Annotated in this window: 23 protein-coding genes; 10 read left to right on the top strand and 13 right to left on the bottom strand. The window is 69.1% G+C overall.

From position 1 onward, the window contains the following. Positions 1–41: 41 nt before the first annotated feature. Positions 42–1,172 carry a DNA polymerase III subunit beta gene (dnaN, locus tag IE118_RS09340; RefSeq protein ID WP_189557611.1) on the bottom strand — a complete coding sequence of 377 codons (1,131 nt, stop codon included), beginning with the start codon at positions 1,170–1,172 and terminating at the stop codon, positions 42–44. 856 nt (positions 1,173–2,028) lie between these two features. Continuing rightward, complete coding sequence (gene dnaA, locus IE118_RS09335) at positions 2,029–4,005, bottom strand: chromosomal replication initiator protein DnaA (protein WP_189557285.1); 1,977 nt, start codon at positions 4,003–4,005, stop codon at positions 2,029–2,031. 376 nt (positions 4,006–4,381) lie between these two features. On the opposite strand from dnaA, the gene rpmH reads away from it, so the two are divergent. The 9 genes from rpmH to IE118_RS09290 all read left to right on the top strand — a co-directional run bounded on the left by rpmH (position 4,382) and on the right by IE118_RS09290 (position 11,386). Further along, positions 4,382–4,519 carry a 50S ribosomal protein L34 gene (gene rpmH / locus IE118_RS09330; protein ID WP_003975051.1) on the top strand — a complete coding sequence of 46 codons (138 nt, stop codon included), beginning with the start codon at positions 4,382–4,384 and terminating at the stop codon, positions 4,517–4,519. A gap of 21 nt (positions 4,520–4,540) precedes the next feature. After that, on the top strand, positions 4,541–4,912 hold the full coding sequence (rnpA, locus tag IE118_RS09325; protein WP_189557284.1) for a ribonuclease P protein component: 372 nt from the start codon (positions 4,541–4,543) through the stop codon (positions 4,910–4,912). Beyond that, entirely contained in the window at positions 4,909–5,283 is a 375-nt protein-coding gene (yidD, locus tag IE118_RS09320) for a membrane protein insertion efficiency factor YidD (RefSeq protein WP_189557283.1), read from the top strand. Before rnpA ends, yidD begins: the two co-directional genes overlap by 4 nt. A 3-nt stretch (positions 5,284–5,286) precedes the next feature. Continuing rightward, positions 5,287–6,552: a membrane protein insertase YidC gene (gene yidC, locus IE118_RS09315; protein WP_189557282.1), complete on the top strand. Its 1,266-nt coding sequence runs from the start codon at positions 5,287–5,289 to the stop codon at positions 6,550–6,552. A 15-nt stretch (positions 6,553–6,567) separates the two neighbouring features. After that, positions 6,568–7,080 carry a Jag family protein gene (locus IE118_RS09310; RefSeq protein WP_189557281.1) on the top strand — a complete coding sequence of 171 codons (513 nt, stop codon included), beginning with the start codon at positions 6,568–6,570 and terminating at the stop codon, positions 7,078–7,080. 116 nt (positions 7,081–7,196) lie between these two features. Further along, positions 7,197–7,916 (top strand): 16S rRNA (guanine(527)-N(7))-methyltransferase RsmG, encoded by a 720-nt coding sequence (rsmG, locus tag IE118_RS09305; RefSeq protein WP_189557280.1) that lies wholly within the window; start codon positions 7,197–7,199, stop codon positions 7,914–7,916. 356 nt (positions 7,917–8,272) lie between these two features. Further along, positions 8,273–9,349, top strand: coding sequence for a ParA family protein (locus tag IE118_RS09300; RefSeq protein ID WP_189557610.1), 1,077 nt, complete (start codon positions 8,273–8,275; stop codon positions 9,347–9,349). Next, a complete protein-coding gene (locus tag IE118_RS09295) occupies positions 9,346–10,446 on the top strand; it encodes a ParB/RepB/Spo0J family partition protein (RefSeq protein ID WP_189557279.1) in 1,101 nt (366 codons plus the stop codon). The genes IE118_RS09300 and IE118_RS09295 overlap by 4 nt, the downstream gene beginning before the upstream one ends. Positions 10,447–10,768: 322 nt before the next feature. Then, a complete protein-coding gene (locus tag IE118_RS09290) occupies positions 10,769–11,386 on the top strand; it encodes a GNAT family N-acetyltransferase (RefSeq protein WP_189557278.1) in 618 nt (205 codons plus the stop codon). A 110-nt stretch (positions 11,387–11,496) separates the two neighbouring features. Here the strand turns inward: IE118_RS09290 and trxA are convergent, their stop codons facing one another. From trxA to IE118_RS09255, 7 genes are all read right to left on the bottom strand, one after another. Continuing rightward, positions 11,497–11,829, bottom strand: a complete 333-nt coding sequence (gene trxA / locus IE118_RS09285; protein ID WP_007383275.1) for a thioredoxin — start codon at positions 11,827–11,829, stop codon at positions 11,497–11,499. Between the two features lie 41 nt (positions 11,830–11,870). Next, positions 11,871–12,839 carry a thioredoxin-disulfide reductase gene (gene trxB, locus IE118_RS09280; RefSeq protein ID WP_189557277.1) on the bottom strand — a complete coding sequence of 323 codons (969 nt, stop codon included), beginning with the start codon at positions 12,837–12,839 and terminating at the stop codon, positions 11,871–11,873. A 191-nt stretch (positions 12,840–13,030) separates the two neighbouring features. Further along, entirely contained in the window at positions 13,031–13,948 is a 918-nt protein-coding gene (locus IE118_RS09275) for an anti-sigma factor family protein (protein ID WP_189557276.1), read from the bottom strand. After that, positions 13,945–14,670 carry an RNA polymerase sigma factor SigM gene (sigM, locus tag IE118_RS09270; RefSeq protein WP_189557275.1) on the bottom strand — a complete coding sequence of 242 codons (726 nt, stop codon included), beginning with the start codon at positions 14,668–14,670 and terminating at the stop codon, positions 13,945–13,947. The genes IE118_RS09275 and sigM overlap by 4 nt, the downstream gene beginning before the upstream one ends. Before the next feature lie 35 nt (positions 14,671–14,705). Further along, positions 14,706–16,427: a protein kinase family protein gene (locus tag IE118_RS09265; protein WP_189557274.1), complete on the bottom strand. Its 1,722-nt coding sequence runs from the start codon at positions 16,425–16,427 to the stop codon at positions 14,706–14,708. 148 nt (positions 16,428–16,575) lie between these two features. After that, on the bottom strand, positions 16,576–18,870 hold the full coding sequence (murJ, locus tag IE118_RS09260) for a murein biosynthesis integral membrane protein MurJ (RefSeq protein ID WP_189557273.1): 2,295 nt from the start codon (positions 18,868–18,870) through the stop codon (positions 16,576–16,578). Positions 18,871–18,912: 42 nt separating this feature from the next. Continuing rightward, positions 18,913–21,303, bottom strand: coding sequence for a DUF6049 family protein (locus tag IE118_RS09255; RefSeq protein WP_189557272.1), 2,391 nt, complete (start codon positions 21,301–21,303; stop codon positions 18,913–18,915). Between the two features lie 199 nt (positions 21,304–21,502). On the opposite strand from IE118_RS09255, the gene IE118_RS09250 reads away from it, so the two are divergent. Next, on the top strand, positions 21,503–22,969 hold the full coding sequence (locus IE118_RS09250) for a CCA tRNA nucleotidyltransferase (RefSeq protein WP_189557271.1): 1,467 nt from the start codon (positions 21,503–21,505) through the stop codon (positions 22,967–22,969). A 98-nt stretch (positions 22,970–23,067) separates the two neighbouring features. On the opposite strand, the gene IE118_RS09245 is transcribed toward IE118_RS09250, so the two are convergent. From IE118_RS09245 to IE118_RS09230, 4 genes are all read right to left on the bottom strand, one after another. After that, positions 23,068–23,565 carry an LppU/SCO3897 family protein gene (locus IE118_RS09245; protein WP_189557270.1) on the bottom strand — a complete coding sequence of 166 codons (498 nt, stop codon included), beginning with the start codon at positions 23,563–23,565 and terminating at the stop codon, positions 23,068–23,070. A gap of 122 nt (positions 23,566–23,687) precedes the next feature. Next, positions 23,688–24,950: an MFS transporter gene (locus tag IE118_RS09240; RefSeq protein WP_189557269.1), complete on the bottom strand. Its 1,263-nt coding sequence runs from the start codon at positions 24,948–24,950 to the stop codon at positions 23,688–23,690. Positions 24,951–25,028: 78 nt separating this feature from the next. Further along, a complete protein-coding gene (locus tag IE118_RS09235; protein ID WP_189557268.1) occupies positions 25,029–26,111 on the bottom strand; it encodes an inositol-3-phosphate synthase in 1,083 nt (360 codons plus the stop codon). Positions 26,112–26,154: 43 nt separating this feature from the next. Continuing rightward, on the bottom strand, positions 26,155–26,838 hold the full coding sequence (locus IE118_RS09230) for a PadR family transcriptional regulator (protein ID WP_189557267.1): 684 nt from the start codon (positions 26,836–26,838) through the stop codon (positions 26,155–26,157). Positions 26,839–26,894: the final 56 nt, after the last annotated feature.

The raw sequence follows: 26,894 nt of genomic DNA, 5'->3' as shown, positions 1-26,894 counted from the left end.
GCTCACACGCACGCCCTCACCCGCGGCGTCGGCCCGGCCGCTCAGCCGCTGAGCCGCACCGGCATGATCAGGTACTTGTAGGCCTCGTCCGCCTCCGCGTCCACGGCCGGACGGCCGCTGAGCAGCGCCGGCTTGGTGGACGTGGTGAACGACAGCTGGGCCACCGGGGAGTCGATGGCGCTCAGACCGTCGAGCAGGAACGTCGGGTTGAAGGCGATCGAGATGTCGTCGCCCTCCAGCTGCGCGTCGACCCTTTCCACAGCCTGTGCGTCGTCGCTGGACCCGGCCTCCAGGATGAGCACGCCCTGCTCGAAGCTCAGCCGCACCGGGGTGTTGCGCTCGGCAACCAGGGCCACGCGCTTGACGGCCTCCACGAAGGGCGCGGTCTCGATCACGGCGACGCTGTTGAACTCCGTCGGGAAGAGCGTGCGGTACTTCGGGAGGTCGCCCTCCAGCAGTCGCGTGGTGGTCCGGCGGCCGGCGCCCTCGAAGCCGATCAGGCCCTCGCCCGCGCCCGAGCCGGACAGCGCCAGGATGACCTGGTCGCCGCTGGTGAGCGCCTTGGCGGTGTCCTGGAGCGTCTTGGCGGGCACCAGGGCGACCGCGGAGACCTCCGGGTTCTCCGGCTTCCACAGGAACTCGCGGACCGCGAAGCGGTAGCGGTCGGTGGAGGCGAGCGTGACGGTGTCGCCCTCGATCTCGATGCGCACACCGGTGAGGACGGGCAGCGTGTCGTCGCGGCCGGCCGCGATGGCCACCTGCTGCACGGCGGAGGCGAAGACCTCGCCGGGGACCGTGCCCGTCGCGTTCGGCATCTGCGGCAGGGCCGGGTACTCCTCCACAGGCAGTGTGTGGAGGGTGAACCGCGAGGAGCCGCAGACCACCGTCGCCCGTACACCGTCTGTGGAGATCTCGACCGGCCGGTTGGGGAGGGCGCGGGAGATGTCGGCCAGCAGCCGGCCGGAGACCAGGACGGTGCCCTCCTCCTCGACCTCGGCCTCGACCGACACCCGCGCGGAGACCTCGTAGTCGAAGCTGGAGAGGCTGAGCTGGCCCTCCTCGGCCTTCAGCAGCAGGCCGGCGAGGACAGGGGCCGGCGGACGGGCCGGGAGGCTGCGCGCCGCCCAGGCCACTGCCTCCGCGAGTACGTCGCGTTCCACCCGGATCTTCACTGTTGCCGCCTCCTGCTGTTGCCGGCGCTTCTCGCCCTGCCTGGCTTCGTCGTCTGACTCGGTGTCGTCCGCCCCTCGGCGGGGAAGGACACCGGGACCAGTCTGACGCACCGCACTGACAGTAGGTGCCTCTCGGGGTCAAGTCGTGACGAGGGGCAGCCGGGGCCGAGACAGCGAGTTGTGCACAGGACCCCCTTCGAAACGAATTCCTCGCTCTCTCTAGTTGGGAGTAGTAGTAGGGGCTGTGGATACCGTGGATAACCTCGTTTCCCCAGCTCAGAGTGGTTTTTTTGTCCACCGGCCCTGTGGGCGGCACCCGTGGACAACCCGGGGTTTCTGTGGAGAACAGAAAGTTCTGCACACAGCGTGCACAGGGAGGGCCGAGTTCTCCCCAGCTTCGTCCCCAGGTTCGTGGCTCTTTCCCACAGCCCTCTCCGGCAGCTTGGTGTGACGCCTTTCACTCGCCCCGGTGAGGAGGCGCGTCGCGTTGCCGAACAGTGGACAGCCATGTGGAGAAGCGCATGATCACTGGGGACAACCGGCTCCAGCCTGTGGGTTGCCCGTGGACAACTTGATGCACAGGGTGTGGACGGCTGCGTCGTCCACACCCTGTGGAGATCGTTCGTCCACGAATCCACAGGCGGCTGACCTGGGCGGACGGCGTGGGCGCCCCCGCTGCTGTGGACAAGATCGGGACAACTTCCCGGTCCCCAGCATGTGGACGGAAAAAAGTCCCCGAATCTGTGGAGGGAGGCCGTAACCCGGCCTCGAAATCGAACAGCGTGGGACGGGTGACGCACGAAGAAGGGCGCCCCCGGATCCCTCCGGGGGCGCCCTGAACCTGCCCGGGCGGCTGTCAGCCGGCCTTGATGCGGTTGGTGAGCTCGGTGACCTGGTTGTAGATCGAGCGCCGTTCGGCCATCAGATTGCGGATCTTCCGGTCGGCGTGCATGACCGTGGTGTGGTCACGGCCGCCGAAGAGCGCGCCGATCTTCGGCAGCGACAGGTCCGTCAGCTCCCGGCACAGGTACATGGCGATCTGCCGGGCGGTCACCAGGGCGCGTCCGCGCGAAGTGCCGCACAGGTCCTCCACCGTCAGCCCGAAGTAGTCCGCGGTCGCGCCCATGATGGCCGTCGAGGTGATCTCCGGGGCCGAGTCGTCGCCCCCGGGCATCAGGTCCTTCAGGACGATCTCCGTCAGCCCCAGGTCCACCGGCTGCCGGTTGAGCGAGGCGAACGCCGTCACCCGGATCAGCGCGCCCTCCAGCTCACGGATGTTCCGCGAGATCCGCGAGGCGATGAACTCCAGCACCTCCGGCGGGGCGTTGAGCTGCTCCTGGACCGCCTTCTTGCGCAGGATCGCGATGCGCGTCTCCAGCTCCGGCGGCTGGACGTCGGTGATCAGACCCCACTCGAAACGGTTCCGCAGCCGGTCCTCCAGCGTGACCAGCTGCTTGGGCGGCCGGTCGCTGGAGAGCACGATCTGCTTGTTGGCGTTGTGGAGCGTGTTGAAGGTGTGGAAGAACTCCTCCTGCGTCGACTCCTTGTCCGCCAGGAACTGGATGTCGTCGACGAGCAGGATGTCCATCTCGCGGTACCGCTTGCGGAAGCTGTCGCCCTTGCCGTCGCGGATCGAGTTGATGAACTCGTTGGTGAACTCCTCCGAGCTCACGTACCGCACCCGCGTGCCCGGGTAGAGGCTCCGCGCGTAGTGCCCGATCGCGTGCAGCAGGTGCGTCTTGCCGAGGCCCGACTCCCCGTAGATGAACAGCGGGTTGTAGGCCTTGGCGGGTGCCTCGGCGACGGCGACCGCGGCCGCGTGGGCGAAGCGGTTGGACGCGCCGATGACGAACGTGTCGAAGAGGTACTTCGGGTTCAGCCGCGCGGTGGGCTCACCCGGGCCGGTCGCCGGTGCCGGCTGGGCCGCCAGCGGGCCGGGCGCGCCCGTGGTGGGCAGGTTCGGGCCGACAGGGCCGCCGCGGTGGACGTGCCCCGAGCCGGGGGGCGGGTCGGGCACGTCCCGGCGCCGGGCGTCGCGCTGGTCGTAGTCGCCGCGCGGCGCCTCGTAGTCGGGACGCTGCTGGTCGTAGTCGGGGCGCTGCTGCTCGTAGGAGGACGGCCGCTCCATCGGCTGCGGGCGGTAGTCCTGGGCGGGCGGGCCGCCGTAGCCGTCCTGCGGGCCGTACCCGTCGCCCGGGCCGTAGGCGTCCTGGGACGGCGAGGCGTAGGGGTCCCGTTCCGGGAAGCCGAGACGCTGCTGCTGCCAGCCGTACTCCTCCTGCGGCGGCCGCGGCCAGGCACCGGGCTCGGGCCGCTGGTACTCCGACGGGTAGGCGGGGCGGGCGGTGGGGAGCTGCTGGTCGCCCGAGGGGCCCTGCTGCTGTTCGGCGCGGCGGCGGCCGTACCCGTCGTAGCCCTCGTAAGCGTCCCGGTCCTGCCTCTCGTGGCGATCGGGGCGATCGGGGCGATCGGGGCGCTCCTGGCGGACGGCGGGCAGCTCGGGCTCCTCGTAGCGCGGCTGCTGCGGGCGGGGCGCCGGCGGGGCGGGGGGCTCGCCGACGGTGTCGTCGACCGTGATCGCGATCCGGATCGGCCGGCCGCACTCGCGGCTCAGGCTCTCGCTGACGACGGGCGCGAGGCGCCCCTCGAGCACACCCTTGGCGAACTCGTTCGGCACGGCGAGTAGCGCGGTGTCGGCGACCAGCGCCAGGGGCTGGCAGCGCCGGATCCAGTGCTCGTCCTTGCCCTCGACCCCTTGTCCACGGCCCTCTCCCAGCAGCTGCTCCAGAACGCGTGGCCACACTGCGGCAAGATCGGCAGGTACGTCAGCCACAGGGCACGCTCTCTCACAGGTCCCTCGATCGTGTGATGCGGAGGACGGGGTCGGGATGTAAATCGGGTGGTGAAGGGTCAAGGGAACGAATCGGAGTCCAGCCACGGTAGTCAGCGCGGCGGGTATGGTTCAAGTTGTTGTCCCCAGGCTGTGGACAAGTGTCTCCCGGTGACCGCTGGTTTGACCGATTGACGCAGCCGCGCGTACCGTAACCAGGTCGAGTTGTCGATGGCTGCTGCCGCCTGCCTCCGATGGGCACAGATCGCGCAAGATGATCGGTCAGCGGTGCACTCGGGCGTAACGCGAGCTACTCGTGGGCGCACGGTGACAGCCAGGACGGCACCCCGCAACCACCGATTTCTTCTGGAGCCCCCGAGTGAGCAAGCGCACCTTCCAGCCGAACAACCGTCGTCGCGCCAAGACCCACGGCTTCCGGCTGCGTATGCGTACCCGCGCCGGCCGCGCGATTCTCGCGACCCGCCGCAGCAAGGGTCGCGCCCGTCTGTCCGCCTGATCCCGGTCAGGTCATGACGTCGTGCTGCCCACCGACAACCGGCTGAGGCGGCGCGAGGACTTCGCGACCGCGGTACGACGAGGACGCCGGGCCGGGCGCCAGCACCTCGTCGTCCACCTACGTAGCGGTGCCACGGACCCGCATGCGCCTGGGGAGAGCGCTCCCCCGTCGCGTGCGGGTTTCGTCGTGAGCAAGGCCGTGGGAGGTGCGGTGGTGCGCAACAAGGTGAAGCGCAGGCTTCGCCATCTGATGCGCGAGCGAGTCGACCTGCTGCCCCCCGGTAGCCTGGTAGTCGTACGAGCGCTGCCCGGTGCGGGCGACGCCGACCATGCACAACTGGCCCAAGACCTGGACGCCGCCCTGCGGCGGCTGCTGGGAGGGGGCGCGCGATGAAGTACCCGCTGCTGGCTCTGATCAAGATCTACCAGTGGACGATCAGTCCGCTGCTGGGGCCGGTGTGCAAGTACTACCCGTCGTGTTCCCACTACGGCTACACGGCCATCGACCGGCACGGTGCCGTCAAGGGCACAGCACTCACGGCCTGGCGCATCCTGCGGTGCAATCCGTGGTCGCTGGGCGGTGTGGACCATGTCCCGCCGCGCAAGCGCCCGCGGTGGCACGAAATGCTGCGTAACGCCTGGCGTGCACGCAAGGGCGGGACCTCCGCCGCCGTACCGGCCACCGAAGGACAGACTTCCCCCGCAGGTCCGACGAGTCCTTCGAGCCCGGCCGCAGAGACCTCGTCCCATGCCCAAGGAGCATGATTAGTGGACACGATTGCCAGCCTCTTCAGCTTCATCACAACGCCTGTCTCCTGGGTCATCGTCCAGTTCCACAGCGTGTACGGCGCCGTCTTCGGCCCTGACACCGGATGGGCCTGGGGCCTGTCCATCGTGTCCCTGGTGATCCTCATCCGCATCTGCCTGATCCCGCTCTTCGTGAAGCAGATCAAGGCGACGCGTGCGATGCAGACGCTCCAGCCGGAGATGAAGAAGATCCAGGAGCGCTACAAGAACGACCGGCAGCGCCAGTCCGAAGAGATGATGAAGCTCTACAAGGAGACGGGCACCAACCCGCTCTCCTCGTGTCTTCCCATCCTGGCCCAGTCGCCGTTCTTCTTCGCGCTCTACCACGTGCTCAACAGCATCGCGTCGAACGACACCGTCGGTGTGATCAACGAACGCCTGCTGGAGAGCGCGCAGAAGGCCCACATCTTCGGTGCCCCGCTCGCGGCGAAGTTCACGGACAGCTCGGAGAAGGTCGAGGCGCTGAACTCGTCGCTGACCGATGTCCGCGTCGTCACGGCGATCATGATCATCCTGATGTCGCTGTCGCAGTTCTACACGCAGCGCCAGCTGATGACGAAGAACGTCGACACCACGGTGAAGACGCCGTTCATGCAGCAGCAGAAGATGCTGATGTACGTCTTCCCCATCATCTTCGCCGTCTTCGGCATCAACTTCCCGGTCGGTGTCCTCGTCTACTGGCTGACCACCAACGTGTGGACCATGGGCCAGCAGATGTACGTCATCCACAACAACCCCACGCCGGGGTCCAAGGCCCAGGCCGCGTACCTGGAGCGCCTCCACAAGCAGGTCACCCGGCACGGCGGCACCCGCAACCGGCGTCAGCGCGTCATCATCAAGGCCATCGTCGCCAAGGGCCGGGACCGCAACGAGCACGAGCGCAAGTTCATCAACGGTCTCAGCAAGGCGGGTCTCGCGGCCCAGACCGACGGCGCGGTCATCAAGGGCGAGAGCACGGCCGCGGCCCAGGCGGAGGACGGTGCGACCACCGGAGCCACGCCCAAGCGGCAGCAGCCCAAGCGGCAGAGCAAGTCCCAGCGCCAGTCCACCCCGGCCAAGGCGGCGGGTGAGCCCACCTCCCTGACCAAGTCGGACGAGCCCCAGGGCACCACGCCCGCCTCCGCGGCGAAGAAGGGCGAGGCCAAGCCCGCCGGCAGTACCCGCAGCAAGGCCCAGTCCGGACAGCGCAAGGGTCCGCAGCGGCCCAAGTCCCCGTCCAAGAAGTAAGAAGGAGTCCATCCCGTGACGGAAGGCACCACCGCCGCCGCTGCCGAGGGCGCAGACACCCTGACCCGCCTGGAGCAGGAGGGCGAGATCGCGGCGGACTACCTGGAGGGTCTGCTCGACATCGCCGACCTCGACGGTGACATCGACATGGACGTCGAGGCCGACCGCGCCTCTGTCTCGATCATCAGCGACACGGGCGGCCGTGACCTGCAGAAGCTGGTGGGCCGTGACGGTGAGGTGCTGGAGGCACTCCAGGAGCTCACCCGTCTGGCCGTCCACCGGGAGACCGGGGACCGCAGCCGGCTCATGCTCGACATCGCCGGCTTCCGCGCCAGGAAGCGGACGGAGCTGTCCGAGATCGGCGCGAAGGCGGCCGCCGAGGCGAAGAGCAGCGGCAAGGCCGTGAACCTCGACCCCATGACGCCGTTCGAGCGCAAGGTCGTGCACGACGCGGTCAAGGCAGCGGGCCTGCGCAGCGAGTCCGAGGGCGAGGAGCCGCAGCGCTTCGTCGTCGTGCTTCCCGCCTGATCGGCTTCACGTTTCACCGGCCCCGTCTGTTGCGCAGGCGGGGCCTAGTGTTGTCAGCCCGATAGTTCTGGTGCCGGCGGTTCGTGTCGGCACGGTACGGAAGGACGGTCCCCCCAGTGACGGAGGCAGCGGAGCTTCCCCCTGCGCCCGAGCAGGCCCGCGAGGTGTTCGGCGATCGCTTCGCGGACGCGGTCCGGTACGCGGAGCTGCTCGCCGAAGCGGGTGTGCAGCGAGGTTTGATCGGTCCGCGTGAGGTGCCCCGCCTGTGGGAGAGGCATCTGCTGAACTGTGCGGTGCTCTCGGAGGTCGTGCCCGAGGGCGTGACGGTGTGCGATGTCGGTTCGGGAGCCGGGCTGCCGGGCATTCCTCTGGCGCTGGTCCGGGAGGACCTCAAAATCACTCTGCTGGAGCCGCTGCTCCGGCGCACCAACTTCCTCACCGAAGTCGTGGAACTGCTCGGCCTCGACCACGTCACGGTCGTACGCGGCCGAGCCGAGGAAGTCATGGGGAAGATTCAGCCGGTGCATGTGGTGACCGCCCGGGCCGTGGCTCCGCTCGACCGGCTCGCCACCTGGGGCATTCCTCTTCTGCGACCGTACGGCGAGATGCTCGCGCTGAAGGGTGATGCCGCCGAGGAGGAGCTGAAGAGCGCGAGCGCGGCGCTCAGCAAGCTCGGCGCCGTGGCGACCTCGATCGTGCACGTGGGTGACGGAGTCGTGGACCCGATGTCGACCGTGGTCCGGGTCGAGGTCGGCGAGAGCCCGGGAGGAGTGCGCTTCGCGGCGAAGCGCGCGAAGGCGGCTCGCACGGGGCGGACCCGGCGCCGACGCGGTTAGCGCGTGACTCCGCCCGTGGTGGACGGGCGACTCCGCCCCTCCCGCTGTGCGGGAACTGCTCGTCCTGAGGGTCGGGCGTACTCCACACAAGCTGCCAAACCTGCCCATGCCGGAGTGTCGCGGGGGGTGGGCCCTGGTCGCTGTGCATCGTGTTTCACGTGAAACGTCGCTCACTTCTGCACGGCATCATCAGTCGGGGCCGCGCCGCGGCCGAACCCCGGGACCGTAAGCCTCTCGGGTCCCTGGGTCAGGACTCTGTTCCCGACGAACCTGACCCCTCAAGGGGGATGGAGTTGTCCACAGAGGTGGATTTCTCCACAGAACGTCAGGCCTCACTGGTTCGCGACCCCGAAGGCATGGGAGGCTCTGTTCATTGCGAGCCTGAAGTCGAGGAGAGTGAATCCTTGCGGTCCGACGCCAACATCGCGGGACCGATGACCGACCCGGTCCCCGGTCCCCGTACCGAATCGATGGGGGCGGATGTTTCACGTGAAACACCGCCTCCGATGGACGACACTCCCATCGGTCGTGCTGCCCAGCTGGCGGTGGAGGCGCTGGGTCGTGCCGGTGAGGGTCTCCCACGGCCCGAGCAGACCCGTGTCATCGTGGTCGCCAACCAGAAGGGCGGCGTCGGTAAGACGACGACCACCGTCAACCTTGCCGCGTCACTCGCTCTGCACGGCGCTCGTGTCCTGGTGATCGACCTCGACCCGCAGGGCAATGCGTCCACCGCCCTGGGCATCGACCACCACGCAGAGGTCCCCTCCATCTACGACGTACTGGTGGACAGCAGGCCGCTTGCGGAGGTCGTTCAGCCGGTCCCCGACGTCGAGGGTCTGTTCTGCGCGCCCGCCACCATCGATCTCGCCGGTGCGGAGATCGAGCTGGTGTCGCTGGTGGCGCGGGAGAGCCGGCTCCAGCGGGCCATCCAGGCCTATGAGCAGCCGCTGGACTACATCCTCATCGACTGCCCGCCCTCCCTCGGTCTGCTGACGGTCAACGCCCTGGTGGCCGGTCAGGAAGTCCTGATCCCGATCCAGTGCGAGTACTACGCACTGGAGGGCCTGGGGCAACTGCTCCGCAACGTCGACCTGGTCCGGGGGCACCTCAACCCCACCCTGCACGTTTCGACGATCCTGCTCACCATGTACGACGGTCGCACGCGGCTTGCGTCGCAGGTCGCGGACGAGGTGCGCACCCACTTCGGCGACGAGGTGCTGCGGACGAGCATCCCCCGCTCCGTCCGTATCTCGGAGGCGCCGAGCTATGGGCAGACAGTGCTGACTTACGATCCAGGATCAAGCGGTGCCCTCTCCTACTTCGAGGCGGCACGAGAGATCGCGCTGAGGGGGGTCGGCGTCAGGTATGACGCGGCGCAGGCACACATCGGCGCACAGCAGAATGATCCGACCATGGTGGAGGGCGTCCAGTGAGTGATCGACGGAGGGGGTTGGGCCGCGGTCTCGGTGCGCTGATCCCTGCTGCCCCGACAGAGAAGACGGTGCCTCCGGCCGCGTTGGGGGGAGGCACCGCCTCTACCTCACCTGCCGCGGTTCCGGCGCTGCCGAATGACCGTGGCATCGCCGCCGCGAAGGTGGCGACACTGCCGTCCGTTTCACGTGAAACGGAAGAGGCGTTGGGAAGAGCCGTTGGTGTCCCCGCGCCGCCCATGGGTGCTCATTTCGCGGAGATCCCCCTCGACGCCATCACGCCGAACCCCCGGCAGCCGCGTGAGGTCTTCGACGAGGACGCACTGTCCGAGCTGATCACCTCCATCAAGGAGGTCGGTCTTCTTCAGCCGGTCGTTGTGCGGCAGGTCGGTCCGGGACGCTACGAACTCATCATGGGTGAACGCCGGTGGCGCGCATGCCACGAGGCGGGCCTCGAGGCCATCCCGGCGATCGTGCGGGCCACGGACGACGAAAAGCTGCTCCTGGACGCCCTGCTGGAGAACCTGCACCGTGCCCAGCTGAACCCGCTGGAAGAGGCCGCCGCCTACGACCAGTTGCTGAAGGACTTCAACTGCACGCACGACCAGCTGGCGGACCGCATCGGCCGGTCCCGCCCGCAGGTGTCCAACACGCTCCGCCTGTTGAAGCTCTCGCCCACCGTCCAGCGCAGGGTCGCCGCCGGTGTGCTGTCCGCCGGACACGCTCGTGCTCTGCTGGCCGTGGAGGACTCCGAGGAGCAGGACCGGTTGGCTCACCGGATCGTGGCCGAAGGCCTTTCGGTCCGGGCCGTCGAGGAGATCGTGACCCTGATGGGGTCCCGGCCCCAGAAGGCGCAGCGTTCCAAGGGGCCGCGCGCCGGCGCTCTGGTGTCGCCGGCGCTGACAGAGCTGGCGACGCGTCTTTCGGATCGCTTCGAGACCCGGGTCAAGGTCGACCTGGGGCAGAAGAAGGGCAAGATCACCGTCGAGTTCGCTTCCATGGAGGACCTGGAGCGCATTCTCAGCAGCCTCGCCCCGGGTGAGGGGCCGGTCCTGCAGAAGAGTCTAGTGGACGACGACTCCACGGAGGCCGACTCCTGAGCCGACGGCTGCGCGGTGATGCCGGGCAGCCGACCAGGACGGGTCGTGTCCGGGTTGTACCGGAACACGGTCCGTCCTTTGCTTTTTGGCGGTATCGATGGAATCGCTTCCTGGATACGATGCGTTCGGACATGACGCATCCAACCCGGTAGTTCCTCTGACAGCAGGCAGGGGCCATGCGAATGACGAGCCGCACCGGACTGGTGAGCGCAGGACTGGGGGTGGGCGTCGTCAGCGGCTTCATCGGCAGCCTGCTCAGGGAACGGAGCGCTCTGACAGCCGCCCGTGAGGCAGCGGGCGAAGGAAGCGAGGAACAGCCTCTATGGGCCGTCGGCTCGTACCGCTCACGCTGGACAACCTCCAGGATCTTCCCCAGCGCTGTCGCTCGTGCGTCTTCTGGGAAAGGGACCCGGTCAGTGGCGAAGCAGCGGTGAAAGCGGGGACATCCGCGCTCGAGAAGGAGTCATGGATCTCCTCGGTCCTCCTGGACTGGGGATCCTGCGGTCGGGTCGTCTACGTCGACGACATCCCGGTGGGCTTCGTCCTCTACGCTCCCCCCGCCTACGTACCTCGCTCCACGGCGTTTCCCACGAGTCCCGTGGCCTCCGACGCCGTGCAGTTGATGACCGCGTTCATCATGCCCGGCTACCAGGGGCAGGGGCTCGGACGGGTGATGGTGCAGACGGTGGCGAAGGATCTGCTCCGACGAGGCTTCAAGGCGATCGAGGCATTCGGTGACGCTCGTTGGAAGGAACCCGCCTGTGTCCTGCCGGCCGACCACCTGCTGGCCGTGGGCTTCAAGACGGTCCGCCCCCACCCCGCTTACCCCCGGCTGCGGCTGGAACTGAGGACGGCACTCTCCTGGAAGGAAGACGTGGAGATGGCGCTGGACCGCTTGCTCGGGGCCGTGCAGAAGGAGCCGGCGCTCCGCCCCCTCTGACCCGGATCGCGGTTCTTCCGCAGCGGCTCATGCGAAAGGGGCCGACCCATCAGGGCCGGCCCCTTTCGTGTTTCACGTGAAACATCTGCCGCCGGTGAGGCGACCCGCTTCTACTCGGCGATGAAGTCCTCGAGGTCGCGGACGATCGCGGCCTTGGGCTTGGCACCGACGATGGTCTTGGCGACCTCGCCACCCTGGTAGACGTTCAGGGTCGGGATGGACATGACGCCGTACTTGGCGGCCGTGCCCGGGTTCTCGTCGATGTTCAGCTTGACGATCTCGATCTTGTCCCCGTACTCGGCGGCGATGGCCTCGAGGGACGGAGCGATCTGACGGCACGGGCCGCACCAGGCGGCCCAGAAGTCCACCAGCACAGGCTTGTCGCTCTTCAGGACGTCCTGCTCGAAGGAATCGTCGGTCACGTTCTTCAGGGTGCCGGCCACAGGGGGCTCCTTAACTGGTTGATGCGTGGGGCGGGAGAGGGTCAGACAGCGGTCTTCTCGGGCTCCGCGTTCTCCTCGTCGGAGAGGGCGGCGAGGAAGCGCTCGGCGTCCAGAGCGGCGGAACAGCCGGTACCGGCGGCGGTGATCGCCTGGCGGTAGGTGTGGTCGACCACGTCACCCGCGGCGAAGACGCCCGTGAGGTTGGTGCGCGTCGAGGGTGCCTCGACCTTCAGGTAACCCTCCTCGTCCAGCTCCAGCTGGCCCTTGAAGAGCTCGGTACGCGGGTCGTGGCCGATCGCGATGAACAGGCCCGTCACCGCCAGGTCGGAGAGCTCGCCCGTCTTGACGTTGCGCAGCTTCAGACCCGACAGCTTCTGGTCGCCCTGGACCTCGGCGACCTCGCTGTCCCAGACGAAGGAGATCTTCGGGTCGGCGAAGGCGCGCTCCTGCATCGCCTTGGAGGCGCGCAGGGTGTCACGGCGGTGGACGATCGTCACGGACTTGGCGAAGCGCGAGAGGAAGGTGGCCTCCTCCATCGCGGTGTCACCGCCACCGATCACGGCGATGTCCTGGTCCTTGAAGAAGAAGCCGTCACACGTGGCACACCAGGAGACGCCGCGTCCGGAGAGCGCGTCCTCGTTGGGGAGACCGAGCTTGCGGTGCTGCGAGCCGGTGGTGACGATGACGGCCTTGGCCTTGTGCACCGTACCGGCGGTGTCCGTGACGGTCTTGATCTCTCCGGTGAGGTCGACGGAGACCACATCGTCCGGGATGAGCTCGGCACCGAAGCGCTCCGCCTGACCCCGCATGTTGTCCATGAGCTCGGGGCCCATGATGCCGTCCTGGAAGCCGGGGAAGTTCTCCACCTCGGTGGTGTTCATCAGGGCCCCGCCGGCGGTGACGGCGCCCTCGAACACCAAGGGCTTCAGCGACGCACGGGCGGTGTAGAGCGCCGCCGTGTAGCCGGCGGGCCCCGAGCCGATGATGATCACGTTACGGACGTCACTCACGGCTTGTTTCCTCGTCTCTGGTCTGCGTCGTTCGACCGGGGGAGTTTCTGTCGGGACTCTCACCCCACCCAACGGATCCTAAGGGGCGTGCATTCCCGGCGTGCCCGCGCACACGCGTACGCCCCACCGGAGGCCGGAAGGGGCACACACCGTAGGGGATACCACGCAGGGCGAAGACCACGCGTGGATCGTCAGCGCGTGTACGAGTGCTGCAGCAGAACCTCTGCCGTGACGGTCGAGGACGGGGTGTCCACACAAGCCGTGTCGACGACGTACGCGATGACACGGGTCTCGTCCGAGGCATCGGGGAGCACCACGAGAAGTGCCTTCTTCCCCTCGTACGTGCCCTGCTCGGAGGCGAGGGCGATGTCGTCGCGCCCGATGCCTTCGCGGACGCACTGCGGCACCAGGGGCTCCTTGAGCACCCTCGGGCTCGCGGCGCCGCCTCTCTCCGACTCCAGCCCGAAGGTCTGCGGGGATCCGGTCCCCTTGGCCTGGCTGTCGCCCTTCGCGAGGAGATCGGAGACCTGCTGCTCCAGCTTTCCCTCGGAGAAGGTGTCCGCCGCGGTCGTCCGATGCCTCTCCTGAGGCCCTGTGCCGTCGTCCAGGGAAGAGAGGATCACGGAGCCTAGACCCAGAGCGGCGACGGTGAAGACGGTCCCCAGGACGGCGGCCCGACGGCGTCCGCCGCGCAACCGGCCCTTGCGCCCCGGGCCGGTGCTGGACGAGCGGGGACGCCCGGCGGGCCGCTCCGTGGACACCGATGTTTCACGTGAAACATGCGAGGCATCGTCGTCCGGCACGGCGGGCGTCACGACAAGCGGCGCGTCGGCCGTCCCGGTCCCCGGCGCGGTGGCCTGGAGCAGTGCCTCCGCGGCGAGCGCCGCATCGATACGCCCTGCCACCTCGGCGGGCATGCGGGGCGGCCCGTCCACCGCACCGAGCAGGTGACGGATCTCCTGGAGAGAGGAGTGGACGTCCGCGCAGAGAGGGCACGTCTCCAGATGCCGGCGCACGTCGGCACTCCGGGCCGAGGGGAGGAGCCCCTCGGTGAGGTCGGAGATCTCCGTGACGTCCGGGTGCTCCGCCATGTCCTTCGTCGATGTCACGCTCGCCCACCTCCGCCCTTCGCTGCAGCCGGGTCGTTCTTCCCCGCGTCCGGCGGGTCCGGTTGTCGTGGGCCCGCTGCGGGTGGGACGGACGTCCCCTGGGTCCGGTTCCGTACCTCGTCGTGCTTCGTGTTCTTGCCGCCACCGTCCGGCCGCAGGTGACTCAACAGGGGCAGCAGTCTGGCTCTGCCGCGGGCGCAGCGGCTCTTCACCGTCCCGGTGGGCACGTCGAGGACCCGGGCGGCCTCGGCCACCGGGTAGCCCTGCATGTCCACGAGGACGAGCGCGGCCCGCTGATCGGGAGGCAGCGTGCCCATCGCTTCGATGAGCTGGCGGTGCAGATCGTTGCGCTCCGCGGGTGCCGAGGCGGACTCGTGCGGCTCCAGCAGTTGCTCCAGGCGCTCCGCGTCGTCGACCGGGGAGGTCCTCCGGGAGGCCGCCTTGCGCGCACGGTCCAGACAGGCGTTCACGGTGATCCGGTGCAGCCAGGTCGTGACGGCGGACTGGCCGCGGAAGGTGTGGGCGGCCCGGTAGGCGGAGACGAGGGCGTCCTGGACGGCGTCAGCGGCTTCCTCGCGGTCACCCAGCGTGCGCAGGGCCACCGCCCAGAGCCGGTCCCTGTGCCGGCGGACGAGCTCACCGAAGGCATCCGGGTCGCCGTCCACATGGCGGGAGAGGAGTTCCTGGTCGGTCGCGTCGCCGTACGCGGTGCCGTCGGCCATCCGACCCCTCCCCCTTCGTCGACTTCGTCGAGGCGTCAGCCGATGAACTTCAGGTCGGTGATGCCCTGCTTGTAGCCGGCGTTGCTGAAGGTGTCACCGGGCGCGTACGGCATCGCGGTGATCCAGACCAGCACGTACCGGGTCTTCGCCGGCTTGTCGGCCTTCACCGTGGCCTCGTTCTCGTTCGTCTTGACCGTGCCCAGCTTCTGCATGGCGTCGATGGGGGTCGACGAACTCATCGAGTCCGTGGCGTACAACGTGACGGTCGTGTGGGCGCCGGCGTAGCGGAGGCCTATCGTCGACGACGCGACCGTCTGCTCGGAACCGAGGTCGTAGACGATCCCCACGCCCGGCTTGAAGGCCGGGTTCATGTCCGGCCCCTCGACGAAGCTGTTGGTGCGCCAGTAGGTCGAGCTGTCGCCGTCGTAGGTCTTCGCCACGTCACCCGGCGCCTGGGCCTGGCCCTTGGCGATGTACTCCTGGGCACCCTGGACGGCGAGCGGTTTGGGAGGCGCGGGCTTGTTGTCGCTCTTGTCGTCCTCATCCGTCGTCTGCGTCTTGTTCGTGTCCTCCGCCTTGCCGCCCTGCTCCATCAGGGCGTCGGCGAGCTGCCAGCTGCCCAGACCGAGCGCGGCGATCAGCAGTGCCGAGACGGCCCACTTCAGCGCCTTGCCGGTACGGCTCTGCAGCGGGGGAGGCGGAACCGGCACGGGCTGCGTGGCGCCCGGACGCGGCGCGGGCCGGCCGTAGGTGCCCTGCTGGTAGGTGGTGCGCTGGTAGTCGGGCGGGGTGGTGAAGGCGGGCTCCGGCGGACGGATGCGGGGCATCTCGCCGATCGCCTTGACCAGTTCCTCCGGCGTGGTGCACGGAGCCTCGTGGCGCGAGGCCGTGGCGCCGTCGTTGGCGAGCGCGCGCATGGCCAGCTCGGACAGACCGCGGTGGACACCGGCCCGCACCTGATCGGGCGGGATCAGCCCGATGTCCTTCGGCAGGCCGGACATGCCGTAGGCGTCGTTCTCGTACGGCCAGCGCTGGGTGAGCGCCGCGTAGAGCAGCGCACCGATGGACTCGGTGTCGGTGCGCTGCGGGGTGTCGGAGCTGACGCCGCGCAGCGCCGCGTTGACGGCGAGACCGCGGATGCGCCACTGGCCGGTCGAGGTACGCAGGACGGCGTTCGGGTTCAGACGCAGATGGGCGAGGCCCTCACGGTGGGCCGCGGCCATGGCGGCCGAGACCTGACTGACCATCTGGTAGGCGTCGTACACCTCCAGCGGTCCCGTCGCCAGGAGGGTGGTCAGCTCGGTGGCGTCGGGGAGCCACTCGTGCACGACGTAGACGACGTCGTTCTCCTCCACGGCGTCCAGCACCTGGACGAAACGGGGGTCGCCCAGCAGGGCGGAGGAGCGGGCGGCGGCCAGCACGGACCGGGCACGTGTGTGCTCGGCGGGCAGGATGTGCACGCCGACGGCACGGCGGAGCATCTCGTCGACGGCACGCCAACTGCTGAACCCGTCCAGACGGGTGACGCACTCCTCGAGGCGGTAGCGTCTGGCCAGCTTGTGGCCGCTGTGCAGTTCGGGCGGCGAGGTCTTCCCGGCACCGTCGGTTCCGGAGCTCTCCTGTGCCTCGTCGCTGTCCGTGTCCTGCTCCCGGTTCTTGGCCACCCCGTCGGCCGTGGACTGGTCCGCCTGTGCGGTCAGCGGCTGTTCGCCGCTGTTGTCTGCCACGTCGACGGCAGCTGTGCTCCGTTCTGCCACCGTCGTTCCCTGCCTCCCCATCCATTGCGCGTCGGCCGGCGTCCGTCGCGCCGTACGACGCCGAGACCAATTGTGCCCACAGTCCGCCGCTATGCACGACACACGGGGGCTGTTGATGGTTGTGCGCCCTGTGCGCCTACCCCCTGCCTCAGCGTCCCAGGCGTCCGCGCACCATACCGACCAATGAGTTGACTTCGTCGATGCGCATCCGCCGGGCGGCCACGAAGAAGGTCCCGAACAGGACGACCCCGCCGCCCAGGAGCGCGGCGAACGAGCCGGCGACCCCCTGGCCGAGTGCCTGGCTGATCCCGTAGCAGGCCGCGCCGCTGAGCAGTGCGGCCGGGACCGAGGCGATGCACAGCCGGGCGTAGGTCCGCAGCACCCGGGCGCCGTCCAGGTCCCCGCCCAGCCGGGTACGGAGCCGGCGCCAGGCGACGCCGACGCCGATCACGTAGGCCAGACCGTACGAGGCCGCCATGCCGACCACGGCCCAGCGGGCCGGGAGCACGATGTAGCAGATGACCGCGGCGATCGCGTTGCCCGCCGCCACGATGACCGTGTTGTAGAAGGGGGTCCGGGTGTCCTCGTACGCGTAGAAGGCCCGCAGCACGACGTACTGCACGGAGTACGGGATCAGCCCGAGGCCGAAGGCCATCAGCATGTAGCCCATGTTGGTGGCCGCGTCCGTGCCCGAGGCGCCGAACATCAGCGTGCACATCGGGATGCCGAGCGCCAGGAAACCGAAGGCGACCGGCACGATCGCGACGGCCGTCGTGCGCAGACCCTGGGAGATGTCGTCGCGGACGGCGCCGGCGTCGTCGTCGGCCGCCGAGCGGGAGATACGGGGCAGGAGCGCGGCCATCAGGGAGACGGTGATGATGGCCTGGGGCAGTCCCCAGATCAGCTGGGCGTTGGAGTAGGCGCTGAAGCCCGTTCCGTCGATGCTGGTGTCCTTGACCGACGCGGTGGCCAGCTGGGTCACCACCAGCGCGCCCGCCTGGTTGGCCAGGACGAACAGGATGGTCCACTTGGCGAGCTTCGCCGCCTTGCCGAGCCCGTGACCCTTCCAGTCGAAGCGCAGCCGGATACGGAAACCGGTCTCCCGCAGGTAGGGGATCATCGCCAGCGCCTGGACGACGAGCCCGAGCAGAACACCCACGCCGAGGAGCCGCAGGCCCTCCGGCGGGATGTTCGTGACCTTCATGTCGGAGTCCGCGGCGCTGCCGTAGACCCAGATGAACGTGCCCAGCGTGACGATGATGACGATGTTGTTCAGGACGGGCGTCCACATCATCGCGCCGAACCGGCCGCGCGCGTTGAGGATCTGACCCATCACCACGTGGACGCCCATGAAGAAGATCGAGGGCAGGAAGAAGCGGGTGAAGGTGACGGCGACGTCGTTGGCGTGCGGGTCGGTGGCGACCGGCACGGACAGGGCACGCACCAGGAGCGGCGCCGCCAGCCATGCCAGGGCGGTGAGTGCGGCCAGAGCCACCATGACCAGGGTCAGCAGACGGTTGGCGTACGCCTCGCCACCGTCCTCGTCCTCCTTCATCGCCCGCACCAGCTGGGGCACGAAGACGGAGTTCAGGCCGCCGCCGACGGTGAGGATGTAGATCATCGTGGGCAGCTGGTACGCGATCTGGAAGGACTCGCCCAGCAGGGCGAGGCCGAGCGCCGAGACGATCATCGCGGACCGGATGAACCCCGTGAGGCGGGACACCATCGTGCCCGCCGCCATCACGGCGCTCGACTTCAGCAGTCCCCCGGCCCGGCCGCCCTTCTTCGGAGCGGGTGCGGGCTCCGGTACCGGTGCCTCGGCGGCGGGCGGCGGAGTGGCTCCCGCGTAATGACCGGGGGTCGGGGAGGCGGGGCCCGGTACCGGTGCCGACGCGTACTGCTGCGGGCCGCCCACCGGGGCGTGCCCGGGGCGCCCGGCGGCGTACTGCTGGTCCGGGAAGGCGCCGCCCTGCTGCTGGTCGCGGAAGAGGTGGGCGAAGGCGTCCGGCTCGTGACGCTGGTCCCCGGACTGGCCGACCAGGTCGTCCACGCCCACGAACTGTGTGGTGCGCGGGTCGTCGCCGTAGGGAAGGTGCTGGGTCGGACCGTCCGGCTCCGGCGCGGGGGTCGGGGCCCACACGCGCGGATCGGGGGCGTACGGAGACTGCGGCGGCTGCCCGTAGAGCGGCTGCTGAGGGGGGTGGCTGCCCGGAGGGGGCGGCGGGTGCGCGGCCCGGTCGTAGAGCGCCTCGGTGACCGGGTCCTGGGCGGTGAGGTCCTGCGCCCGGTAGGGGTCCTGGTCGTAGGCGTCCTGGAGATACGGGTCCACGGGGGGTGGCGGCACCTGGCCGTGCCCGGGCGGCGGACCCTCGTGGGGGTCCGACTCGGGGTGGCCCGAGTTGCCCGCGGCATGGCCGCGGTCACCGTCGTACGGCGCGTTCATGGCTACCCCACCTCATCCCCGGGCCCACCGGCCACGACATCCTCAACGGTCCACTCTCTCACCCGTGCCCGACGGGCCTGCGCTTTCCGGTGCGGTGTCCGGTGCCGGGTCACTCGGCTGCTCGGGGTCGTCCTGCCGGCAGCCCGTCGACGACTCCGGGGGGAGACGCTCGGCCGGGGCCTCGGGGTTCTCCCGACCCTCGCGGTCCTCGCCCGCCTGCTGCTCCTGCGCCTGCTCCCCGGTCTCGCGGGCCACGGCGCGCTTGCGCTGGGTGTACATCCGGAAGCCGGCGAGGACGAGCATCAGCACGCCGCCACCGATGACGAGCATCACCGTGGCGGTGATCTCGGTGACCTTGACGTCGAAGGTGACGGGGGCGCCGTACTTCCGGCCGTCCTGGGTGTACAGCTGGGCCACCACCGTCGCCCGGCCGTTGGCGTTGGCGGACGTGGTGAACTTCACCGACTGGCTGTGTCCTCCGGAGACGGAGACGGGCTGTTCCTCGAAGGCGGCCCCGTCGATCTCCAGACGGGTCGGGTTGGTCGAGGTGAGCCGCAGCACCAGGTGCTCCACGCCCTGCACCAGGTTGTTCTGCACCGTCACGGGGATCGTGGCACTGCGGCCGGAGAGTTTCGTCTCCGACTTGTCGATCAGTCTCACGCGGCCGATGAGCCCGTCCAGATACGACTCGACACCGCTCCGGTAGATCGCCGCCTCGGCCTGGCGGCCCCGCCACGACACGGACATGCCCCGGTTGAGGGCGCGTCCGAACGGGGTGACCACGCGGGACTCGTCGGACAGGATCACCTTGAACTTGTCGAGCTTGGTCTGGGTCCTGACGATCTGCTCGAACGTCGCCTTCGGCAGTTCCCGCTTCCGCAGCGAGGAAGGGTAGGAGGAAGCCGGGGGGACCTCGGTGGTAGCGGCGGGGTCCGGTTCGGCTCCCGCGGCGGCCGTGAGGTTCTGCGCCTCGGTCCAGGTGCTGTCCTGCAGGATTCCGATGGCCTCGGCCATCGTCTGCGCCTGGCTCGCCGAGGGTGTGCGCTGCGGCGCCACGACGACGCTGCGCTGCCGGTCCGTCTGCAGGTCGAGGGTCAGGCTCTGGGCCAGGAACCGCTGCACGGCGAGCGCCGAGGACGAAGCCTTGGTCAGGTCGCCCTGGAACGCCGTGGAGAGCCGTGCGTCCGCGACGACGGCCGTGGTGCCGCCTCCGATGGGGCGCGGCGCGGACGTCGTGTACGTCAGCCCGGTCTCCTCGAAGGTGTCGCTGCGGGCGATCACCTTGTCGGCTCCGGCGGATGTGGCGACCCGGACGACGGAGGGGTCGACGGCGCCGTTGACGGGCCAGGCGAAGTCCGTGGCGGGCGTCACGTGGAGGATCGACTCCACGGTGCGGGAGGCGACGTCCGTGGCCTCCTTGAGATGGCTCAGCGAGCCGGTGACCGATGTGCCGTTGTGGGCGAGGGAGGCCAGGTCGGGATCGCCGAACGGCAGCGCGACGATCTCCTTGTCCGCCACCGCCTGCTGCACCTCGGTGAGCCATCGTTTGGCGACCGCCTGGTGACTGCCGACGCCGTTCTCCTCCCCCTCACCGGGAATTTCGTAACGGTCGGTCATCGCCTCGACGGATGCCAGCAGGTCGGGATCGATCACCCAGGTGACGTCGAGGTCCTTGCCCAGCGCCACCATCCGGTCCAGCCGGCCGCCCGGGGAGATCTCCTCGGCGAGTTCGTCGTCGCGGAAGACCGGCGTCTGCTGCTCGTCCGAGCCGGTCTCCGCCGTCATGTGGACCGTCGAGATCAGGGGCCACATGACGGCGGTCTTCGTCTTCCTGCCGGCCGCCTCGGGCTTCCAGGGCAGGAACGTCCGCTGGATGCCGAGTGTCCGCTCCCAGGGCTGCGAGGAGGTCTCCCCGGCCAGCGAGACGGCGAGCTCGTAGACGCCGTCGCGTCCGAGGTCCAGCTCGTCGACCGGCACGGACAGGGTGAAGGGCTGCGAGACTCCCGGGGTGAGCTCGGGGAACTTCTTCGCGTACTTCTCGTCGATCTCCGGGCCGACGGTGCTCCCGACGTCGTCGCTGTTCTTGGCGACCCGGTCGATGCCCGAGCGGGTGTCCAGCAGCGGCCCCACGCGGAGGCCGACGTGCGCGTCGGTGACGGGTTGCCTGCCCTTGTTGGTCACCGTTCCCGACACGGTCACGGTGTCGCCCTCGGCAGGAGCACCCGGCGTGAGGGAGTTCACCGAGACGGCGACCGAGCCTGTCTCCGCAGGGGCCTGCGAGGCCTCCGGCGCGGCCGCCCCGGCGGGGGACGCGGCCGGCAACTGGAGAAGCCCCGCCAGCAGCGGCGCTCCGGCGAGCAGGGCTCCGGTGCGCCGCAGCCAGCGGCGGGCAGGTGAGGGACTCGTCCCCTGGAAGTCTGCCGCCTCGGCCACGCGCTCGCCCGTCCCTCGTCGTCGTCAGTGGTCGTCGGAATGTGCGTCCAGGCATGGTAACGATGCGCGCTGAGGGGAAGTGCCGCGGACCGGTCCGCAAGATCGGCGGGCGCGGGCCTTGTCCATGTATCGACGGTGGTGTCCGCGCGCGCTCAATGAGGGAGCTTCCGGTCGTGCGGGCCACGTACCCTCTTCTGTTGTGCCGAACGCCAACGAAGACATCAGTGCCCTGAGCCAGGCGCAGGACCGCGCCGTGAGCGAACTGCTCCGGGTGGCCCCTGTCGCCGACGAGCTCGCCCGCCGCTTCCAGGAAGCCGGGTTCTCACTCGCCCTGGTCGGAGGCTCGGTGCGGGACGCGCTGCTCGGCCGCCTCGGCAACGACCTGGACTTCACGACGGATGCCCGTCCGCAGGACGTACTGAAGATCGTGCGCCCCTGGGCCGACGCGGTCTGGGACGTCGGGATCGCCTTCGGCACGGTCGGCGCGCAGAAGGACGCCCGTGTCGGTGACACCGACCGACGTTTCCAGATCGAGGTGACCACCTACCGTTCGGAGGCGTACGACCGTACCTCGCGCAAGCCGGAGGTGTCGTACGGCGACTCCATCGAGGAAGACCTGGTGCGCCGCGACTTCACGGTCAACGCGATGGCCGTCGCGCTCCCGGAGAAGCGGTTCATCGACCCGCACGGCGGGCTCGCCGATCTGGCCGAGCGGGTGCTTCGCACCCCGGGGACGCCCGAGGAGTCCTTCTCCGATGATCCGCTGCGCATGATGCGGGCCGCCCGCTTCGCCGCTCAGCTCGACTTCGAGGTGGCGCCCGAGGTGGTCGTGGCGATGAAGGAGATGGCGGGACGCATCGAGATCGTCTCCGCCGAGCGGGTACGGGACGAGCTGAACAAGCTGATCCTGTCCGCTCACCCCCGCAAGGGCCTGTCCCTGCTCGTGGACACGGGGATCGCCGAGTACGTGCTGCCCGAGCTGCCGGCCCTGCACCTGGAGAGGGACGAGCATCACCGGCACAAGGACGTCTACGAGCACACGCTGATCGTTCTGGAACAGGCCATGGCCCTGGAGGAGGAGGGGCCCGACCTGACCCTGCGCCTCGCGGCCCTCCTGCATGACATCGGCAAGCCGCGTACCCGTCGTTTCGAGAGCGACGGCCGTGTCTCGTTCCACCACCACGAAGTGGTGGGGGCCAAGATGACCAAGAAGCGGATGACGGCGCTCAAATACTCCAACGAGCTGGTGAAGGACGTCTCGCGACTCGTGGAATTGCATCTGCGCTTCCACGGCTACGGCACGGGAGAGTGGACGGACTCAGCTGTCCGCCGTTATGTCCGCGACGCGGGACCGCTCCTCGGCCGGCTGCACAAGCTCACCCGCTCGGACTGCACCACGCGCAATCGGCGCAAGGCCGCCGCGCTCTCCCGTGCCTACGACGGGCTGGAGGAGCGGATTGCGCAGCTGCAGGAGCAGGAGGAGCTGGACGCCATCCGCCCGGACCTCGACGGCAACCAGATCATGGAGATCCTCGGCGTCGCGCCGGGGCCGGCGGTGGGACAGGCGTACAAGCATCTGCTGGAGCTGCGGCTGGAGAACGGCCCGATGGAGCATGAGGCCGCCGTGGAGGCGCTCAGGGAGTGGTGGGCAGCACAACAAGGCTGAGGAAGCAGAGGGGCGTCATGTTTCACGTGAAACATGACGCCCCTCTCCATGACGGAGGGCGGTGTTTCACGTGAAACACCGCCCTCGGTTCGTCTGTCCTACTTGTCCTTCAGGCAGAGGAGGAAGCTCTTGCTGCCGTTGGTCTCGGTGTAGGAGTACTGGAAGTCCTTGGCCTCCGCCTCGCACTTGGTCTGCGCCGTGAGGCCGGAGAAGTTGCCCTCGACCTTGGCGAGCACCTTGTACTGGGCCTTGGCGTCACCGCAGTCGACGACCTCGAGGTCCGGGTTGTTGTCGTCGGTGCTGCCCCGGTGCATGCAGTCTCCGACCGCGGCGGTGTTCGCGTCGTCCTGGCTGGTGATGTAGGCGCCGATGGCCACACCGGCGATGATCAGAACGATGACGATGTTCTTGATCGTCTTGAAGCTGAGCTTCCGGCCCTGCTGCGGCGGTACGGGAGCACCCGGCGGGGGGAAACCGGGCTGACCGGCCTGCGGGAAGCCACCCTGGGCAGGGTCGGGCGCCTGGCCCTGGGGCTGGCCGTAGGGCTGCTGCTGGCCCTGCGCGAACGGGTTGCCCTGAGGCGGCGGAGTGGTCACTGGGGGTCCCCCTGGAACATGAGTGCGTGACGCAAAAGATGCGTTGATAAGACGCACGTAAGCTACCGGCCCGCACTGACAACAGGGCAGCCGGATACGGCAATGTGGCATTGATGTGACACTTAATGACGCTCAAACCGGGCCATAGCCACAGCTACTGCTCCGTAGATAACGGCGATCGTTACCACCAGCGGGACCGATCGACCGTCCGGCGGCAGCATCAGGGCGGCCACGGCGGCGGCCCCGACGAAGGCCACGTTGAACAGGACGTCGTAGAGGGAGAAGATTCGGCCGCGGTAGTCGTCCTCGACGGTGGACTGCACGACGGTGTCGGTGGCGATCTTCGCGCCCTGAGTGGTCAGCCCCAGCACGAACGCCCCGGCCAGGAGCGGGCCGGTGGCGAACGGCAGCCCCAACGCCGGTACCAGCACCGCCGCGGACGCGGCGCACACCACGATCCAGCGACCCGGACCCAGCCGGCCGACGGCCCAGGGCGTCATGACGGCCGCCGCGAAGAAGCCGGCGCCCGAAGCACCCAACGCCAGGCCCAGCAGGGCGAGTCCCTCGTCGGTGGTCGAGGTCAGCGCGTACCGGCACAGCATGAGCAGCAGGACGAGGACGGCGCCGTAGCAGAAGCGCATCAGCGACATCGCCGCGAGGGCCCAGGCGGCTTCCCTGCGCGGGGGCGCGGCCAGGTGCAGCAGGCCCTCCTTGAGGCCGCGGGCGGTGCCGGTCAGCGCGGCGGTCAGCCGGGGGTGCACCAAGGCCCGTGCGGGGCCCAGCAGTTCCTTCGCCATGCGCAGCGAGGCCAGGGCCGCGCACAGGTACAGCGCGGCGCCCACGAGCACCACGGCCGCGTCGGAATCGGCGACGACGAGGCGGACGACGAAGGCCAGGCCGCCGCCCGCGGTCGCGGCCAGTGTGCCGGCGGTCGGGGAGAGGGAGTTGGCGATGACCAGCCGGTCGGCGTCCACGACGCGCGGCAGTGCGGCGGACAGCCCCGCGAGGACGAAGCGGTTGACGCCGGTGACGCAGAGCGCGGAGACGAAGAGGAGCCAGTCGGGCACCCCGCCGAGGATGAGCACGGCGGTCACCGAGGCCATCAGGGCGCGCAGCAGATTGCCGTACAGGAACACCTGGCGTCGGCGCCAGCGGTCGAGGAGGACACCGGCGAAGGGCCCCACCACGGAGTACGGGAGGAGCAGCACGGCCATCGCCGAGGCGATCGCCGCGGCGGACGTCTGCCGCTCCGGCGAGAAGACCACGTAGGCGGCGAGCGCGACCTGGAAGACGCCGTCGGCGCCCTGGGAGAGCAGCCGGACGGCGAGCAGGCGCCTGAAGCCCTGGAAACGCAGCAGAACGCGCAGGTCACGGACGACGGCCATGGGGCACAGCCTCACATACGAAGAGGGTCTCCGGGACATACGACCCGGAGACCCTCAACTGCCCGCAGTGGGGAGGTCCTAGCGCTCGACCTCGCCCTTGATGAACTTCTCGACGTTCTCACGGGCCTGGTCGTCGAAGTACTGCACCGGCGGCGACTTCATGAAGTACGAGGAAGCCGACAGGATCGGGCCGCCCACGCCCCGGTCCTTGGCGATCTTCGCGGCGCGCAGGGCGTCGATGATGACACCGGCGGAGTTCGGGGAGTCCCAGACCTCGAGCTTGTACTCCAGGTTCAGCGGGACATCACCGAAGGCGCGGCCCTCGAGGCGGACGTAGGCCCACTTGCGGTCGTCCAGCCATGCGACGTAGTCGGACGGGCCGATGTGGACGTTCTTCTCGCCGAGCTCCCGGTCGGGGATCTGCGAGGTGACGGCCTGCGTCTTGGAGATCTTCTTGGACTCGAGGCGGTCGCGCTCGAGCATGTTCTTGAAGTCCATGTTGCCGCCGACGTTCAGCTGCATCGTGCGGTCCAGGACGACGCCCCGGTCCTCGAACAGCTTCGCCATGACGCGGTGCGTGATGGTGGCGCCGACCTGGGACTTGATGTCGTCACCGACGATCGGGACGCCCGCCTCGGTGAACTTGTCCGCCCACTCCTTGGTCCCGGCGATGAAGACGGGGAGGGCGTTGACGAAGGCGACCTTGGCGTCGATGGCGCACTGGGCGTAGAACTTCGCCGCGTCCTCGGAGCCGACGGGCAGGTAGCAGACGAGGACGTCGACCTGCTTGTCCTTGAGGATCTGGACGACGTCGGCCGGCTCCTCGGAGGACTCCTCGATGGTCTCGCGGTAGTACTTACCGAGACCGTCGAGGGTGTGGCCGCGCTGCACCGTCACGCCGGTGTTGGGGACGTCGCAGATCTTGATGGTGTTGTTCTCGGAGGCGCCGATGGCGTCCGCGAGGTCGAGACCGACCTTCTTGGCGTCCACGTCGAACGCGGCGACGAACTCGACGTCGCCGACGTGGTACTCGCCGAACTGGACGTGCATCAGGCCCGGCACCCTGGACGCCGGGTCGGCGTCCTTGTAGTACTCGACTCCCTGCACCAGCGATGCGGCGCAGTTGCCCACGCCGACGATGGCTACGCGAACCGAACCCATTCCGGTTGCTCCCTGTGTGTACGAGTGAGGCCCCGAACGGGTCTCACGTGGCGGTGTCGGCGGGCGGATCCGGCCGGGGTTCGTCCCCCGGCCGGGGCAGGCCGCCCGTCGCTCCAGATGTGGTGTCCTGCTGAGCGGGCCCCCCGGCGGCGGAACCCTTCAGGTCCCGTCCCGCCCGCTCGCTCTCGATGAGCTCGTTCAGCCAGCGCACTTCGCGCTCCACGGACTCCATTCCGTGGCGCTGGAGCTCGAGCGTGTAGTCGTCGAGGCGCTCCCGGGTCCGCGCCAGGGAGGCGCGCATCTTCTCGAGGCGCTCCTCCAGCCGGCTCCGGCGGCCCTCGAGCACGCGCATCCGTACGTCGCGCGACGTCTGCCCGAAGAAGGCGAAGCGCGCGGCGAAGGTCTCGTCCTCGTACGCGTCCGGTCCCGTCTGGGAGAGCAGCTGCTCGAAGTGCTCCTTACCCTCCGCCGTCAACCGGTAGACGATCTTGGCGCGGCGCCCCGTGAGGGGAGCGGCGAGGGCGTCCTCGGTGGTGTGCCCCGGTTCCTCGATCAACCAGCCGTTGGCGACCAGCGTCTTGAGGCAGGGGTAGAGCGTCCCGTAGCTGAACGCGCGGAACACACCCAGTGACGTATTGAGTCGTTTGCGCAGCTCGTAGCCGTGCATGGGGGACTCGCGGAGCAGGCCGAGGACGGCGAACTCGAGGATGCCGGAACGCCGGCTCATGGTCGCCTCCCCTCTCCCGCGGTCGTGCCGTGACGGCTTCGCGGACGGCTCGTCAC

Origin of the sequence: Streptomyces pilosus, assembly GCF_014649835.1 — a bacterium.
Lineage (GTDB): Bacteria > Actinomycetota > Actinomycetes > Streptomycetales > Streptomycetaceae > Streptomyces > Streptomyces pilosus.
The sequence above is the reverse complement of the archived record's forward strand: the minus strand, read 5'-3'. Positions and strand labels throughout refer to the sequence as shown.

Bases quoted from the DNA above. Each gene is read 5' to 3' on its own strand.
- yidD (WP_189557283.1), top strand. From the start codon at position 4,909: ATGAAGTACCCGCTGCTGGCTCTGATCAAGATCTACCAGTGGACGATC.
- IE118_RS09300 (WP_189557610.1), top strand. From the start codon at position 8,273: ATGGGAGGCTCTGTTCATTGCGAGCCTGAAGTCGAGGAGAGTGAATCC.
- IE118_RS09290 (WP_189557278.1), top strand. From the start codon at position 10,769: ATGGGCCGTCGGCTCGTACCGCTCACGCTGGACAACCTCCAGGATCTT.
- sigM (WP_189557275.1), bottom strand. From the start codon at position 14,670: ATGGCCGACGGCACCGCGTACGGCGACGCGACCGACCAGGAACTCCTC.
- murJ (WP_189557273.1), bottom strand. From the start codon at position 18,870: ATGAACGCGCCGTACGACGGTGACCGCGGCCATGCCGCGGGCAACTCG.
- IE118_RS09240 (WP_189557269.1), bottom strand. From the start codon at position 24,950: ATGGCCGTCGTCCGTGACCTGCGCGTTCTGCTGCGTTTCCAGGGCTTC.
- IE118_RS09235 (WP_189557268.1), bottom strand. From the start codon at position 26,111: ATGGGTTCGGTTCGCGTAGCCATCGTCGGCGTGGGCAACTGCGCCGCA.
- IE118_RS09230 (WP_189557267.1), bottom strand. From the start codon at position 26,838: ATGAGCCGGCGTTCCGGCATCCTCGAGTTCGCCGTCCTCGGCCTGCTC.